Raw genomic sequence first — 13,531 nt, 5'->3', positions numbered from 1 at the left:
CGATGAAATTTGCCGTTACGTCCAAAGGAGATGAAACATCAAACATACTTACGCAAAAAATTAAAACATATTTGCTTGATTTTGACTTGCAGTATGATGAAGATGCACCTGATCTTGTCATTTCGGTCGGAGGCGATGGAACGCTGCTTTATGCGTTCCATCGTTATTGCCGTCGCTTGGATAAAACGGCATTTGTCGGTGTTCATACCGGGCATTTAGGATTTTACGCCGATTGGGTGCCGGAAGAAATCGAAAAATTAGTCATCGCCATTGCGAAAACACCGTACCAAGTCGTGGAATATCCGTTATTGGAAGTGATTATTCGCTACATAAACGGAGAGCGCGAAACAAAATATCTTGCTTTAAATGAATGCACGGTGAAAAGCGTCAGCGGCACGCTTGTGATCGATGTGGAAATTCGCGGCGATCTATTTGAAACGTTTCGCGGAGACGGGTTATGCATCTCTACGCCGACAGGAAGCACGGCTTATAACAAAGCGTTGGGCGGTGCGATATTGCATCCGTCGCTTGAAGCCATCCAAGTTACCGAGATGGCATCGATTAACAACCGGGTATTCCGCACGATCGGATCGCCGCTTGTTCTTCCTGCCCATCATACATGCATGTTAAAGCCGGTAAACAATGTCGATTTTCAAATTACGATTGACCATTTATCACTACTGCATAAAGACGTGAAATCGATTCAATGCCGTGTCGCCGATGAGAAAATTCGCTTCGCTCGCTTCCGTCCGTTTCCGTTTTGGAAGCGGGTGCGCGATTCATTTATCGCTGATTGACAAGCAAGCGCATAAAGGCAGGTAGACAATGTTGTCACAGTTTACGCTCACTTGGGTGATTACAAAACAAGAGGAAGGCAAGCTTATTCGCGAGTTTTTAAAAGAAAACGGCATTTCGAAAACGGCGTTGACCGATATTAAATTTCATGGCGGAGCGATTTATGTCGATGATCAGCCGGTGACAGTCCGCCACCGCCTTGGAGAAGGGGAGACGCTGCGCGTCGTTTTTCCTCCGGAATTGCCAAGCGAAGGAATGGCACCGGAGGCGATTCCTTTAGATATCGTATATGAAGATGAGCATGTCATAGTCGTCAATAAGCCGCCGTTCATGGCGACGATTCCATCGCGCGAGCATCCGGGCGGCACGCTTGCCAACGCGCTGCTATATCATTACAAAAAGCAGCAGTTAAAGTCGACGATTCATGTTGTGACAAGGCTCGACCGCGATACTTCCGGGCTTGTCCTGATCGCCAAGCACCGACATATTCATCATCTTTTGTCCACTTTGCAAAAACAAGGCAGAGTGGCAAGGCGCTATGAAGCGATCTGCCATGGACGCATCAGCAAGGACGAAGGGACGATTGATGCGCCGATCGCCCGGAAAAGCGACAGTATTATTGCACGGGAAGTTCGCGAAGACGGCCAGCGCGCCGTTACACACTTCCGCGTGCTGCAGCGGTTTCGTGATTATACGCACCTATCACTGCAGCTCGAGACAGGCCGCACCCACCAGATTCGCGTTCATTTGGCGCATCTCGGCCACCCGCTCGTTGGGGATGAATTGTATGGCGGAAGCCGGGAAACGATTGGCCGCCAAGCGCTGCACAGCAAGGAGCTTTCGTTTTTCCATCCATTGAAAAAACAGCAATATATGTTTTCCTGTCCGCTTCCCGATGATATGCAGCGGCTGATCGAGCGGCTCCGCTCGTAGGAGACAGGGATTCGTGCTAGTCAAACGTTCTAAATTTTTCCGGCACATATGGCATGGAAGAAGGAACGGAAACGATCTCCATTTCCGGATAGCGAAAAGCGGTCAACGCGCCGCCAAATACGCAGCCGGTGTCAATGTTGATTGTATGATTAATCATTCTAGGCTGTTTTACGGGAGTATGGCCATATACAATCCAAGCTTTTCCTTTGTAATGTTTTGCCCAGTCCCGCCTGACGGGCGTTCCGTCCGGATTCGTTTTTCCCGTAATATCGCCGTAAAGCACGAACGTTTGCACTTTTTTGTCGGTTCGTCCAATGTAGTCTTGGCGGATGCCGGCATGGGCGATAATGAGGCGGCCGTTGTCAAGCCGTGCGTATAGCGGCGCCGTTGCATACAGCTTCATAAATTTTTGGCGGATTATAGCCCGATCGTTCGGCGGTAATGCGCGATACTCCGCCACTGTTGTTTCAAGGCCGTGCGTAATTTGCACATTTCTTCCCAAAAAAAAGCGGTACAGTTTATTACAATGATTTCCTGGGACGTAATATGCCAGATTTTCCATGACAAGTGAATAGACCGTTTCGATCGTTTGCAATGATTGCGGGCCGCGGTCAGTTAAATCGCCGACAAAGCCGAGTTTCCTTCCATTTGGATGAACGGGGATTCCCATGCCCCATTCATATCCAAGCTGTTTAGTTAGTTTTACGAATTCTGCGTAGCATCCATGAATATCGCCGATGATATCGATTTTCATCGTTTTGTTCTCCTTTTACATTTTTTCGAAATGTCTCCCTCCTTCTGCATTAAAGCTTTGTGGTGGAGACAGTAAAAAACTCCCATCCAACAAATGAAGAGGTTTGCGAATGGCATGATTATTATAAAATAAAAAGCCGCTAATCATGCGGCTTTTTATTCATCCGAAGAAAACATAAATTTTTTCGTGCGCGAATGCACGTTAAGCACGAGGCCGATCGCTAGCATGTACGTGGCGAGCGAGCTTCCCCCGTAACTAATAAATGGAAGAGGAAGGCCAGTGATTGGCAACAGGCCGATCGTCATGCCGACGTTTTGAAACACTTGGAACGTAATCATGCCGATGACGCCGGCGCACAAATAGCTTCCGTATAAATCGTTGCTCTCTAAGGCGATATGCACCATGCGGTATACGAGTAAGAAAAAGAGGGAAATGACGATGCTGGCGCCGATAAAGCCAAATTGTTCGGAGATGACGCCGAAAATAAAGTCGGTGTGCGCCTCCGGAAGATATACTTGCAAATTGCCAAGGCCTTTCCCATACAATTCCCCGGAACCGATGGCAAGCAGAGAGCGGATGAGCTGGAACCCTTGTTCATTGGAATACTCATAAGGAGCAAGCCAGCCGTAAAAACGATTTAACTGATAGTCTTCTAAAATATATTTGTGGAAAAAGTCAGGAAATCGGAAAAAAATAAATACAAGAATAGCGACGACCATTAATGCGGAAAACACAATTCCAAAAATAATGCGCCAGCGGATGCCGGAAACGAGCACAAGCGAACCAGTAATGGCGACGAACACCATCGACATTCCTAAGTCTGGCTGTTTCATTAACAATATTAATGGCGGTAAGAGTGTTAATGTGATTTTACCGAGCAATCTAAAATCATCTTTCATCGTCGGTTCCGGATATTTTTCGCGATGGTTAACGATAATGCGGCTAAGGACGATAATCATAAAAATTTTCATCAGTTCTGATGGCTGAAAATTCCCACCTGGGAGCTTGTACCAGCTAGTCGCTCCTTTAATTGTCACCGTGCCTGGGACGTTCAACTCCAGTCCGAGCAACAGCAGCATGCCAAATCCATATAAATACCACGCGATTTGGAAAAACCGGTCATAATCGATAATCATCGTTAACGCGATCACTCCGGCCCCGATCGCGTACCATTGCAATTGCTTATAGGCAAAATTGACATTTTGCAATTTTTCCGGCAGTGTCACCTCGGCGCTATGAATCGCGATCGCGCTGACAATCGCCATTAAAAACAAAATAAACAATAAATTATAATCAAGTTTCGATTGCGATAGCCGATCTTGTCCCATATTTAACCCTCTCCGTAATAATAAAAACGTGCCATATACCATATTAACGAATTCCGACATTTTTGCAAAGAGGTTTGATTCATTTACTTTCTGCAAGACTTATCATATAATAAAATTAACACTAGGTACTAATAACAAATATTAATTTTATCAATATGGGAGGATGACAAATGAATTTATCGTTAAAAGGACGTACATATGTCGTGATGGGAGTGGCAAATAAACGCAGCATCGCTTGGGGAATCGCGCGGTCTTTGCATGCGGCGGGGGCGCGTCTCATTTTTACATACGCCGGCGAGCGTTTTGAAAAAGAGGTTCGTTCCCTTGTTGATACGCTGGAAGATGAAAATTCCCTGCTTTTGCCATGCGATGTGACGAAAGATGAGGAAATTATCCAATGCTTCCAACAAATTAAGGAGCAAGTCGGCGTCATTCATGGGGTCGCCCATTGTATTGCGTTTGCGAACAAAGAAGATTTAAGCGGAGAATATATGAAAGTAAGCCGCGAAGGATTTTTGCTTGCCCATAACATCAGTGCTTATTCATTAACTGCGGTCGCTAGGGAAGCGAAAGAGCTGATGACTGAAGGCGGAAGCATCGTGACATTAACCTATCTTGGCGGCGAGCGGGTCGTACAAAATTACAACATTATGGGAGTGGCAAAAGCGTCGTTGGATGCCAGCGTAAAATATTTAGCAAACGATTTAGGAAAATACGGCATCCGCGTTAACGCGATTTCGGCCGGGCCGATTCGGACGCTGTCGGCAAAAGGGATTAGCGATTTTAACTTGATTTTAAAACAAATTGAAGAACGCGCTCCACTTCGGCGCACGACGACGCAAGAAGAAGTTGGCGATACGGCGCTGTTTTTATTTAGCGACTTGTCGCGTGGCATTACGGGCGAAATTATCCATGTCGATTCTGGATACCACATTTTAGGATATTAATAAAAAGGTTAACGCTGCGGCGCGCTCGTCCCGGAGCGAAAAACGCCTCTAAAACAATAAACCGGTGGGCTGTTCCTTAGTAATAAAAGGAGCAGCTTGTTTTTTTTGACAAACTTCTGGGCAATTCTCGTGATAAACGGCATACATATAATAAAGCAACAGACGAAAAAAGGAGGTGATTATGGATGGAACGGCGTGACATGATAGAAAATAAGCCGCTTCTTTATATTGTGCAGCCAAAGCTGGACCGTGTGGTTGCTTACATGCAGCGAACGTTTCAAAGCAGAGCGGCTGTCGGGCAAAGAACGGGGAGTGAAGAACTTGCTGAAAAAAACCTTGACCAACAGCAGGAAAAGCAGTTTCAACAGATGTCGCTAGAAGAACAGCTGTCATTTTTGGCCAATCTCCCAGCGCATCTTTCCAATATAAAATGCAAGCTCGTCAGTGCCAACGGAGAAAGAGAAGGAATCATTCGCCAATACGATGGAACGGAAATAGTCATGGAGACCGCTTTCGGAAGGGCCGTAATTCCTAGAAAGGAGGTTGTTTCCCTTGCATTGATCGGGCTTTTAGAGAAGGGAGAAGAGGGGCAACGTGACCGCTACTGAGCTTTTTCTTTTTATTTTAAGTACGTTTCGCCTAACGAGATTAATCATGTACGATTCGATTACCGCATTTTTGCGAAAGCCATTTCACGAAATTGTCGAAGAAACGCTGCCGGATGGAACGGTCCAATCATTTTTGTGCGTAAAGGGAAGCGGTTTGCGCCGCTGGGTCGGGGAGCTGCTGAGCTGCTATTGGTGTACGGGAATTTGGTGTGCTGCTATTCTTTACATCGGTAATATGCTCTATCCCATTATCTTTCATCCGCTCCTTGTGATATTGGCGATTGCTGGGGGAGCTTCTTTTATGGAGTGGGCAATGGAAAAGTTCGACTCATAACATTGGGAGACCGATATTGAATGTAGGCGAAACAAGAAGCAGCTGCAACGAACGAGAATATTTGCTGCGCTTGCGTGCTTTTCGTTCCGCTTTCACTTGTAAACAGTTTTTGACAGCTGATATATAAAAACGTGATAAAAAGAAGAAACACATTCTGTCCGCATCACATAAACTATATAGTACATTAAATGGCATGGAGGTTATTGATGAAGAAAAAACCGATTCCATCGCTTCAGCCCATTAAGGTAACGAGAGTGCCTTCTCCCAAAGCAGCGCCCGTGAAGCGGGCGGGGGGATGCGGTTGCGGCAGAACAATAAAAAAGAAATAGTGGATGATCTGTGAAAAATGCCTATACCTCTATCCGCCTAGTTGCATAGTCTAACAATGCAACTAGGCGACAGGAAGGGAGGAATAGGCGTGTCCAATCGTAAAGAGCCTCGTGTTATTCATGTCGGTAAGCTAATCATTCATGCGGACGACGTGGTGATTGTTCCGAGAGGGCGTATTCGCGATCCATGGCTGTTTCCGCGCCGCACGGACGCAGAAGCAGTTGAGGACGCTCATGACGAAGCAACGCGTGATGATGATGAAAAAGAAAGAAAACCTTTTTCTTGGATTTAACGAGATTGCGGGGGAAATATAAGTGGAGCGTTTTAAAAACTACGGCCTTTGGCTTGCTGACGGTTCTTTTGCCGTTTTGACATTGCAAACATTTGGCGTTGATATCGATTTAGGGAAATACGAGCGGCTGTACGAAGCATTTTTAAGCATTCTTGTAATGGCGGGGATTATTAATAACCCATCCATTGGCCGCGGTTATTCTGACAAAATAAATAATAAAGAAAAGTAAGTATAAGTAAAAGACTGTCCGTTTCAATGGACAGTCTTTTTTTGTAAAAAATAACAATTATATTTTTCCGAAAAAAAATCCATTCTAACAATTGTAATCGATATTACTACCACAGCAAGGGGGAATAATGATGACTGTCGCAACTCAAGTAAAACAAACATTGTCAGGTTTAAAAGCAGCTCAGGCAAGCTTTGAAACATTCGCGCTGCAAACGGAAAACCAAGCAGCGAAACAACTTTATCAACAAGCGGCGCAACAAACGCAAGCGATCGTTGATTTAGTAAACTCTCGCGTGCAGGAAATTCAAAACGAAGAACCGCAATATAAACAGCAATAAAAGCAAAAGAAGTTCTTTAGCAATCAGGAGACAGCGATACAAGAACAAAGTTTCGCAAAACGATGATGTGGGGAAGGTTGGTGTATGCCAACCTTTTTCCAACGAAAATACATACATGGATGGGTTGATGAGCATGAGAAAATGGTTGTTTGCAACAATCGTTATTTGCGTATGGATGGGCGGTTGCGCGAAAGAACAGGAAGTGAAGCAGCAGTCGCTGCAAGGATCCGGTTTTATGAAAACAAATACAAATGGGGCAATACAACCGAATAACATGAATCAGCAAACAGCAGAACGAGCGGTTGCGCTCATTAAGGCAAGAGATGATATAAAAGACGCTGTTGCCGTGAACACAAGCAAAAAACTGCTTGTTGCTTATCAAATAAAGCATATGCACCGCTTTTACCGCAAACAAATCGAAAAAGAAATTGAACGCCAATTAATACGCTTGTTTCCCAATTATCAAACCGTTTCATCGAGTGATTTAAAAATATTTTGGAAAACAGAAGAACTGCGTGAAAAGTTAGGAAACAAAAACTGGAATGAGCAGAAAGTCGATCAACAAATTGAAAAGATCAGACAATTAAGCGAAGAGCGCACATAAGGGGTGGAATTATGGCGAACGAGAAACGGAAAAAACTTACTCCCACACAACAAGAATATCATTTATTCGAAAAAGAACGGGAAACGAAGCGTCCTGTCGTGAAAAACTGTGTTCGCGCTTTTCTTGTTGGCGGGTTCATTAGTACGCTTGGACAAGCGGTATCGTATTTTTACATGTACTTTTTTGATTTTACGGAGCAAACGGTGGGGAATCCTACCGTAGCAACGATGGTATTTTTTTCAATGATTCTCACCGGGCTTGGGGTGTATGACCGGATTGCGCAATTTGCCGGGGCGGGCAGCGCCGTTCCTGTTACGGGCTTTGGAAATGCGGTGATTTCAGCGGCGATCGAGCATCGGACGGAAGGATTTGTGCTTGGGGTCGGCTCGAATATGTTTAAGCTGGCCGGATCGGTTATTTTATTCGGCACGTTTACCGCCTTTGTCGTTGCATTAGTAAAAACCGTCGCAACGAAGTGGGGGGGTTTATAATGTTAAAGGGACATCGGACGTGGGTGTTTGAGAACAAACCGTCCATTCTGGCAACTGCGACTGTCGGGGGGCCGTTCGAAGCAAACGGCTGCATCGCCGACGATTTCGATTTGCTTCACGAGGATTTGTGGCTCGGTGAGCAATCATATGAAAAAGCACACAAAGTGCTGCTGGAAGAAGCGATGTTCAAAGCGATGGAAAAAGCCGGAATAGCGAAAGAAAAAGTACAATTGATCATTGCAGGTGATTTGATTAACCAAATGACGCCGACAAACTTTGCGGCACGAACGATCGGCGCCCCATATTTAGGGATATTTGGCGCCTGTTCCACCTCGATGGAAGGTTTGGCATTAAGCGCTTTTATTGTGAATTACGGCGGGGCAGACTATATATTGACTGGGGCGGCGAGCCATAACGCGGCGGTGGAGAAGCAATTCCGTTATCCAACGGAATATGGGGGACAAAAGCCTCCAACCGCCCAATGGACGGTAACGGGGGCGGGAGTGGCCCTCATTAGCTCTTATGGTGATGGGCCGCGCGTCACGTCGGCGACGATCGGCAGGGTTGTCGATATGGGATTGAGCGATCCGTTCAACATGGGAGGGGCGATGGCGCCGGCGGCGGTGGATACGATCGAAGCGCATTTGCGCGATATGCAAATTGATGCCTCTTATTATGACTTAATCGTCACCGGCGATTTAGGGAAGATCGGGCGGGAAATATCGCTCGATTTACTGCGCCAGCACGGAATGAATATAGAGGAAGAGCGCTATCAAGACTGCGGGTTGATTATTTACCGGGAGGGCCAGCCCGTATTATCCGGCGCAAGTGGCGCTGGCTGTTCGGCTATTGTTGTCTATGGGCATTTGTTAAACCGAATGAAGCGGGGGGAGTTGAAAAGAATTCTTGCGGTTGCGACTGGCGCCCTTTTATCGCCGCTGTCGTTCCAGCAAAATGAAACGATTCCTTGCATTGCTCATGCGGTGGCGATTGAGTATGGAGGTGATGGATCATGATCGCGATGTTTTTTTGGGCGTTTGTTGTCGGTGGACTGATTTGCGTTATTGGACAGATCTTGCTGGACGTATTTAAATTGACGCCGGCACATACGTTAACATTGCTCGTTGTCGCCGGCGCGATTTTAGACGGTTTCGGTTTGTACGAACCGCTCATTGATTTTGCCGGTGCCGGCGCCACCATTCCGATTACAAGCTTTGGGAATTCGCTCGTTCACGGAGCGCTTCAGGAAGCGGAAAAGCACGGCATCGTCGGAGTGCTGACAGGAATGTTTGAAGTCACAAGTGCAGGTATTTCGGCGGCAATTGTATTCGGATTTATCGGCGCACTATTATTCCGGCCAAAAGGATAAGGGAGGAAAAACGCAATGACCGTTGCTTCGCAGGTAAAACAAAGTTTAGCGGGCTTAAAAAGCATTCATGCCGGACTGCAGGAGCTCGCTCTCATTTCACAAGACGAAAAGGCGCAGCGAACATTTCATGAGGCGATGATGATGACCGAAGAAATCATCGCCGATATCAAAAAGCGCATCGGCAAGTTGGAATGGGAGGAGCCACAATATCACGGAAAGTAAGGAGCATGATCGATGCCTGTATGGTTAGAAGTAGGAATTCGTTCGGTTTCCATCATCATTGGCTTGTTTATCATTACGCGAATACTAGGGAAAAAACCGCTATCGAAGCTCTCATTTTTTGAGTATATCGTTGGCATTACTGTCGGCGATATCGCTGGAACAATGTCAATGGATTTGAGCATTAGTCTGGAGGAAGGAATTACAAGTATTTTAATTTGGTCATTGTTCCCAGTACTCACTTCTCGCATCTCACTGCGAAATAAAAAATTTCGTGATTTTGTGGAGGGAAATTCTACCCTTTTCATTAAAAATGGGAAAATATTGGAAGAAAATCTAAAACGGGAAAAATATACGGTTGACGAATTACTCGAACAACTTCGCAAAAAAGACGTGTTTCGCGTAGCAGATGTGGAATTTGCGGTACTCGAGCCGAACGGCGATTTAAACGTGCTGTTGAAACGGGAAAAACAGCCGTTAACCGTCGGAGACGTATTTCCAAACCCACCGTCAGAAAAAGAACCACAAACAGTGATTATGGATGGCATGATTTTGGATGAACCGCTTGCGACGATGGGACTAAACCGCGGCTGGCTAAAACAGGAATTGGATAAACAAGGTGTAGCGATCGAGAACGTGTTTTTAGGCCAAGTAGACTCTTATGGGCAGCTGACGCTCGACTTGTATGACGATAAAATCCAAATTCCTGAACCGCAAGAGAAGAAGCTGTTGTTAGCTGCGATCAAAAAAGTGCAAGCGGATTTTGAATTATTTGCTCTGCAGACAGAGTCAAAAGAGGCAAAAGCGCTATATGAAGCAAATGCGAAAAAAATGCAAGCGTTATTGCAAAAAGTGGCGCCATTTTTAAAAAACTAAAGGAGGAGTGTAACGGTGGAACAAAAGCGAATCCGGACGACAGACGAAGAAATTACGATCGAATTGCGGAAAAGCGACCGCCAGCGAAGTGCGAATACGACGGATGAAGAAATATCGATCGTTATGCACAGCAGAGACAATGCCACACGCCAGCCAAAAGATGATGAAGTGATTGAGTATTAATGATGGATCGATGTTTTTTCATATGATGGCCATTGCAACTTTTGATGGAAAAGAGCCGCTATGGAAGCGGCTTTTTGCTTGAAAAAGCTTATGCGGTTAATGACTGCAGAAATTGTTTTACTTCTTCTGGTGTTTTCGCGTTGGCGCTATGAAGGTGGGCAATTTTTTCTCCGTTTCGGAAGACGAGCAAACTTGGGATGCCCATAACTTGGTATTTTTCAGCAAGATCTGGGAAATTGTCGCGGTTTATTTCGAACCAATCGTATTGCGCATATTCGTTCACGATATCATCGATAAACATATTCATTCTTGCGCAGTCTGGGCACCATGTCGTATAAAATTTGACAATTACTGGTTTTTCTCCGGAAATGGCCTCTTGGAATTGTTCTGCTGTTTGTAGCTCTTTCAACGGAAATTCCTCCTTGAACGAAGTAGTTATCGCTTATACTTTATCACATTTTGCAGGAAAAAAAGAATTCATATGCCTTGGCACGTTATCTGCTAAATTGCATACATAAAATGATAAGAAAGGAGGCGATACGGTGAGCCGGGAGCTGGAAAAAGCGCTGGAAACGTGGGCAAATTCTAAAAAAGAGGGACATGAACAGTTTATCCAGTTGTTTGAACGGTGGGGAAACGATTTTGATAAACAAATACGGGAAATGGAAAAGTTAAATAACCAATTTTTAAAAGATGTCCAAGGAAACTTAGATTATATAAACAAATGGTTTGCAAAGAAGGATAAAGAATTTTCGAAGCTGTTTCAATTATTCGGATAACATCTTCCACATATGCCTATACCAGCTGCAAATGCAATGAATACGATAAAGTAACAAAGCGTAAGGAGGTGCACCAGATGGGCTTTGGTTGCGGTTGCGGCTTTGGAGGTTTTGGCGGTTTTGGCGGCTACGGCTATGGCGGTGGCTATGGCAGTAGCTTTGTGTTGATTGTCGTGCTGTTTATTTTATTAATTATTGTCGGTGCTGCGTTTGTAGGCTGACATCACGCACAGATACGAGCTGTTCTATTCAACGGGCGGCTCGTACTTTTTCTTTCGGCGCATGCACTTTTTGTTTTTCCGTTCATACGATATAAGGGGAGAAGGGGGATTTGGTGAAAATGGATAATCAGTTTTTCAAAAATATTGAAAAGAAAACCGGCGTCAATATGAGAGATGTATTTGAATTAGCAAATTCCTTGCAAAATGCCAACTTTAAAGATGAAAAAACGGTGCGCCATGTGATTCATCGTGTCGCGCAAATCGCTAATCGGAAAGTGCCAAAAGAGCTGGAAGATCAAATCGTCAAAACAATCGTTCAAAGCGGCAAACAGCTTGACTTTAACACGATTGCTGACATGTTGGGCAAAAAGTAAGCGAAAGGGAGCCTTCGAAAAAAATCGGAGCTCCCTTTTTATTCGCTTTCAAGGATGGTGAAATAAACAAAGAGAAAGGAATATAGAATTTGTTCGATTGCCGATGTGCGCCATTTTTGGGTACGGCTGTGCCATATGCCCGCTGCCGTTTTTCGTATCAAATCGTTGCAACAATCGTGATATCGACAGTTATAACGGCTGGACTGAATCCCGGAAATGGTGTAAGAAACCAAGGCAAAAAGCAATTGTATTTTCCGGTGGCCCAAGTTTGCCAGGCGGAGAGGGAATTTTACACAATAACTAGAAAGAGACCGTCGGCTGTGCGGCGAAAGCCTAAAGCAAGCGAGCAGCTTATGATGGAAAGTTTCCTAGGAGGATATGCCGCAGCGAAAATCGTGCAAATGGACTGGACAGAGAGACGGAATTGACATAACCATTGAGGATTAACAGAGAGCGGCAATGGCCATGATCAGCGCGCAAGGGTGCGGGAAAATGTGGACCGTACCGTCGTTCGATACGGTCTTTAAAGAAGCGACTTTACCATTGTTACATGAGGAATTCCAGCATCCATAAACACGTCGGAAACGGTGTGATATCCAAGTTTCTGATAAAACGGCTCTGCATGTGTTTGCGCATTTAGTTTTACTTTTCGGATGCCTTGTTCTTTCGCAAACATCTCGATCATTTCCATCAGCTGCTTTCCTGCCCCGCGGCCGCGATATTGCGGCAAAACGCAAATTCGTTCGATTTTACCGACACCGTCATCGATCGTGCGAAGTCTGCCGGCGCCGACCGGTTTTTCCCCGTCGTACAAAACGAAATGTGTAGCTTCTTGCTCAAATTCGTCGATTTCTTCTTCTTCTGGAACATGTTGCTCCTCGATAAATACGATTCGCCGGACAAGCAATGCATCTTTATATAAAGGCGTATCGTTTTTTCCCCCGATTGCGACGTTCATGTTATTCCTGCTCCTTTTCTCCTAGATGAAATGTTTCGTATACCGTCCATGCGCCGTTTTCCAATTGATAAAGAAGATGGAAGCGGTCGACGGTTTCCTCGAAGTGAACGTTTTGCATCCGCAGCTGTCCATACACATCGGCATATTCAGCGCTTGGCAAATCACGGCCGATGGTGATATGCGGGACGAATACATATTCCGGTTTACCGGCAAAAATCCCGCTGTGAAGCCGTTCATAAAGGCGCTGCAACGTTTCGTTCGGCTCCACTTTTAAATAAATGACATTGCTTGCTGGGTAAAAAGAACTGAACTTTGTCACCTTTAACGGGATGACGTCTGTTTCCGCGGCGATTTTGCGCAATTCTTTCACTATTTTTTGAATTTGCTGGTCATCGGCTTCAAAAGGTTCTTTTAATGTTAAATGCGGCGGAATGAGGGCGTAATGGCTATCGTAGCGCTTTCTATATGAATTGGCAAAGTCTTGTATTCGCTTTGAAGGAAATAAAGCAATGCCATATTTCATAAAAAATCCCTCCTTATGATCATTGGTACTTCATTATAACAAAATTC

At 45.1% G+C, this 13,531-nt stretch carries 23 protein-coding genes and 1 pseudogene; 19 read left to right on the top strand and 5 right to left on the bottom strand.

Annotation, left to right across the window (positions count from 1 at the left end):
• The first annotated feature begins 2 nt into the window (after positions 1-2).
• The gene (locus MWM02_RS14800; RefSeq protein ID WP_481861777.1) at positions 3-797 is read left to right on the top strand and encodes an NAD kinase; all 795 of its coding nucleotides are present in this window, start codon (positions 3-5) and stop codon (positions 795-797) included.
• Positions 798-828: 31 nt separating this feature from the next.
• On the top strand, positions 829-1,728 hold the full coding sequence (locus tag MWM02_RS14795) for an RluA family pseudouridine synthase (RefSeq protein WP_244403634.1): 900 nt from the start codon (positions 829-831) through the stop codon (positions 1,726-1,728).
• Positions 1,729-1,744: 16 nt separating this feature from the next.
• On the opposite strand, the gene prpE is transcribed toward MWM02_RS14795, so the two are convergent.
• The gene (gene prpE / locus MWM02_RS14790) at positions 1,745-2,482 is read right to left on the bottom strand and encodes a bis(5'-nucleosyl)-tetraphosphatase PrpE (protein ID WP_064552445.1); all 738 of its coding nucleotides are present in this window, start codon (positions 2,480-2,482) and stop codon (positions 1,745-1,747) included.
• A gap of 155 nt (positions 2,483-2,637) precedes the next feature.
• The gene (locus MWM02_RS14785) at positions 2,638-3,810 is read right to left on the bottom strand and encodes an FtsW/RodA/SpoVE family cell cycle protein (RefSeq protein WP_064552444.1); all 1,173 of its coding nucleotides are present in this window, start codon (positions 3,808-3,810) and stop codon (positions 2,638-2,640) included.
• Positions 3,811-3,980: 170 nt separating this feature from the next.
• Between MWM02_RS14785 and fabI the strand changes: the two genes are divergently transcribed.
• The 14 genes from fabI (at position 3,981) to MWM02_RS14720 (ending at position 10,629) form a co-directional block, all read left to right on the top strand.
• A complete protein-coding gene (gene fabI, locus MWM02_RS14780) occupies positions 3,981-4,757 on the top strand; it encodes an enoyl-ACP reductase FabI (RefSeq protein ID WP_064552443.1) in 777 nt (258 codons plus the stop codon).
• A 185-nt stretch (positions 4,758-4,942) separates the two neighbouring features.
• Positions 4,943-5,365, top strand: a complete 423-nt coding sequence (locus tag MWM02_RS14775) for a CotO family spore coat protein (protein WP_064552442.1) — start codon at positions 4,943-4,945, stop codon at positions 5,363-5,365.
• Complete coding sequence (locus MWM02_RS14770) at positions 5,352-5,699, top strand: DUF1360 domain-containing protein (protein WP_244402321.1); 348 nt, start codon at positions 5,352-5,354, stop codon at positions 5,697-5,699. Before MWM02_RS14775 ends, MWM02_RS14770 begins: the two co-directional genes overlap by 14 nt.
• A 206-nt stretch (positions 5,700-5,905) precedes the next feature.
• Positions 5,906-6,028 carry a hypothetical protein gene (locus tag MWM02_RS19405; protein ID WP_256462187.1) on the top strand — a complete coding sequence of 41 codons (123 nt, stop codon included), beginning with the start codon at positions 5,906-5,908 and terminating at the stop codon, positions 6,026-6,028.
• 89 nt (positions 6,029-6,117) lie between these two features.
• Positions 6,118-6,321 (top strand): hypothetical protein, encoded by a 204-nt coding sequence (locus tag MWM02_RS14765; RefSeq protein ID WP_198401600.1) that lies wholly within the window; start codon positions 6,118-6,120, stop codon positions 6,319-6,321.
• A gap of 22 nt (positions 6,322-6,343) precedes the next feature.
• Complete coding sequence (locus MWM02_RS14760; RefSeq protein ID WP_244402320.1) at positions 6,344-6,550, top strand: holin; 207 nt, start codon at positions 6,344-6,346, stop codon at positions 6,548-6,550.
• A 130-nt stretch (positions 6,551-6,680) separates the two neighbouring features.
• Complete coding sequence (locus MWM02_RS14755; protein WP_064552438.1) at positions 6,681-6,887, top strand: DUF1657 domain-containing protein; 207 nt, start codon at positions 6,681-6,683, stop codon at positions 6,885-6,887.
• Between the two features lie 67 nt (positions 6,888-6,954).
• Positions 6,955-7,491, top strand: coding sequence for a YhcN/YlaJ family sporulation lipoprotein (locus tag MWM02_RS14750; RefSeq protein WP_256462186.1), 537 nt, complete (start codon positions 6,955-6,957; stop codon positions 7,489-7,491).
• Positions 7,492-7,502: 11 nt separating this feature from the next.
• Positions 7,503-7,982 (top strand): stage V sporulation protein AC, encoded by a 480-nt coding sequence (gene spoVAC / locus MWM02_RS14745; RefSeq protein WP_064552436.1) that lies wholly within the window; start codon positions 7,503-7,505, stop codon positions 7,980-7,982.
• Positions 7,982-8,998, top strand: coding sequence for a stage V sporulation protein AD (gene spoVAD, locus MWM02_RS14740; protein ID WP_244402319.1), 1,017 nt, complete (start codon positions 7,982-7,984; stop codon positions 8,996-8,998). The genes spoVAC and spoVAD overlap by 1 nt, the downstream gene beginning before the upstream one ends.
• The gene (gene spoVAE / locus MWM02_RS14735; protein WP_064552434.1) at positions 8,995-9,351 is read left to right on the top strand and encodes a stage V sporulation protein AE; all 357 of its coding nucleotides are present in this window, start codon (positions 8,995-8,997) and stop codon (positions 9,349-9,351) included. The genes spoVAD and spoVAE overlap by 4 nt, the downstream gene beginning before the upstream one ends.
• Positions 9,352-9,366: 15 nt before the next feature.
• The gene (locus tag MWM02_RS14730) at positions 9,367-9,573 is read left to right on the top strand and encodes a DUF1657 domain-containing protein (RefSeq protein ID WP_064552433.1); all 207 of its coding nucleotides are present in this window, start codon (positions 9,367-9,369) and stop codon (positions 9,571-9,573) included.
• 12 nt (positions 9,574-9,585) lie between these two features.
• Positions 9,586-10,446, top strand: coding sequence for a DUF421 domain-containing protein (locus tag MWM02_RS14725; protein ID WP_064552432.1), 861 nt, complete (start codon positions 9,586-9,588; stop codon positions 10,444-10,446).
• A gap of 15 nt (positions 10,447-10,461) precedes the next feature.
• Entirely contained in the window at positions 10,462-10,629 is a 168-nt protein-coding gene (locus MWM02_RS14720; RefSeq protein ID WP_198401598.1) for a hypothetical protein, read from the top strand.
• Between the two features lie 88 nt (positions 10,630-10,717).
• Here the strand turns inward: MWM02_RS14720 and MWM02_RS14715 are convergent, their stop codons facing one another.
• Entirely contained in the window at positions 10,718-11,038 is a 321-nt protein-coding gene (locus MWM02_RS14715) for a thioredoxin family protein (RefSeq protein ID WP_244402318.1), read from the bottom strand.
• Positions 11,039-11,171: 133 nt separating this feature from the next.
• Between MWM02_RS14715 and MWM02_RS14710 the strand changes: the two genes are divergently transcribed.
• The 3 genes and pseudogenes from MWM02_RS14710 (at position 11,172) to spoVIF (ending at position 12,003) form a co-directional block, all read left to right on the top strand.
• Positions 11,172-11,408 (top strand): hypothetical protein, encoded by a 237-nt coding sequence (locus tag MWM02_RS14710; RefSeq protein WP_064552430.1) that lies wholly within the window; start codon positions 11,172-11,174, stop codon positions 11,406-11,408.
• A 131-nt stretch (positions 11,409-11,539) separates the two neighbouring features.
• Positions 11,540-11,629, top strand: a pseudogene (locus MWM02_RS19690) (YjcZ family sporulation protein); the annotation flags it as partial.
• Positions 11,630-11,748: 119 nt separating this feature from the next.
• Positions 11,749-12,003, top strand: a complete 255-nt coding sequence (gene spoVIF, locus MWM02_RS14700; protein WP_244402316.1) for a sporulation-specific transcription regulator SpoVIF — start codon at positions 11,749-11,751, stop codon at positions 12,001-12,003.
• Positions 12,004-12,526: 523 nt separating this feature from the next.
• On the opposite strand, the gene MWM02_RS14695 is transcribed toward spoVIF, so the two are convergent.
• The gene (locus MWM02_RS14695; RefSeq protein WP_064552427.1) at positions 12,527-12,961 is read right to left on the bottom strand and encodes a GNAT family N-acetyltransferase; all 435 of its coding nucleotides are present in this window, start codon (positions 12,959-12,961) and stop codon (positions 12,527-12,529) included.
• 1 nt (position 12,962) lies between these two features.
• The gene (locus tag MWM02_RS14690) at positions 12,963-13,484 is read right to left on the bottom strand and encodes a YjcG family protein (RefSeq protein ID WP_244402315.1); all 522 of its coding nucleotides are present in this window, start codon (positions 13,482-13,484) and stop codon (positions 12,963-12,965) included.
• Positions 13,485-13,531: the final 47 nt, after the last annotated feature.

This window comes from Parageobacillus sp. KH3-4, assembly GCF_022846435.1.
GTDB classification, from domain to species: domain Bacteria; phylum Bacillota; class Bacilli; order Bacillales; family Anoxybacillaceae; genus Parageobacillus; species Parageobacillus thermoglucosidasius_A.
The sequence above is the reverse complement of the archived record's forward strand: the minus strand, read 5'-3'. Positions and strand labels throughout refer to the sequence as shown.

Coding starts and splice junctions, on each gene's coding strand:
- MWM02_RS14800 (WP_481861777.1), top strand. CDS start 3: ATGAAATTTGCCGTTACGTCCAAAGGAGATGAAACATCAAACATACTT.
- prpE (WP_064552445.1), bottom strand. CDS start 2,482: ATGAAAATCGATATCATCGGCGATATTCATGGATGCTACGCAGAATTC.
- MWM02_RS14785 (WP_064552444.1), bottom strand. CDS start 3,810: ATGGGACAAGATCGGCTATCGCAATCGAAACTTGATTATAATTTATTG.
- fabI (WP_064552443.1), top strand. CDS start 3,981: ATGAATTTATCGTTAAAAGGACGTACATATGTCGTGATGGGAGTGGCA.
- MWM02_RS14775 (WP_064552442.1), top strand. CDS start 4,943: ATGGAACGGCGTGACATGATAGAAAATAAGCCGCTTCTTTATATTGTG.
- MWM02_RS19405 (WP_256462187.1), top strand. CDS start 5,906: ATGAAGAAAAAACCGATTCCATCGCTTCAGCCCATTAAGGTAACGAGA.
- MWM02_RS14755 (WP_064552438.1), top strand. CDS start 6,681: ATGACTGTCGCAACTCAAGTAAAACAAACATTGTCAGGTTTAAAAGCA.
- spoVAC (WP_064552436.1), top strand. CDS start 7,503: ATGGCGAACGAGAAACGGAAAAAACTTACTCCCACACAACAAGAATAT.
- spoVAD (WP_244402319.1), top strand. CDS start 7,982: ATGTTAAAGGGACATCGGACGTGGGTGTTTGAGAACAAACCGTCCATT.
- spoVAE (WP_064552434.1), top strand. CDS start 8,995: ATGATCGCGATGTTTTTTTGGGCGTTTGTTGTCGGTGGACTGATTTGC.
- MWM02_RS14730 (WP_064552433.1), top strand. CDS start 9,367: ATGACCGTTGCTTCGCAGGTAAAACAAAGTTTAGCGGGCTTAAAAAGC.
- MWM02_RS14725 (WP_064552432.1), top strand. CDS start 9,586: ATGCCTGTATGGTTAGAAGTAGGAATTCGTTCGGTTTCCATCATCATT.
- spoVIF (WP_244402316.1), top strand. CDS start 11,749: ATGGATAATCAGTTTTTCAAAAATATTGAAAAGAAAACCGGCGTCAAT.
- MWM02_RS14695 (WP_064552427.1), bottom strand. CDS start 12,961: ATGAACGTCGCAATCGGGGGAAAAAACGATACGCCTTTATATAAAGAT.
- MWM02_RS14690 (WP_244402315.1), bottom strand. CDS start 13,484: ATGAAATATGGCATTGCTTTATTTCCTTCAAAGCGAATACAAGACTTT.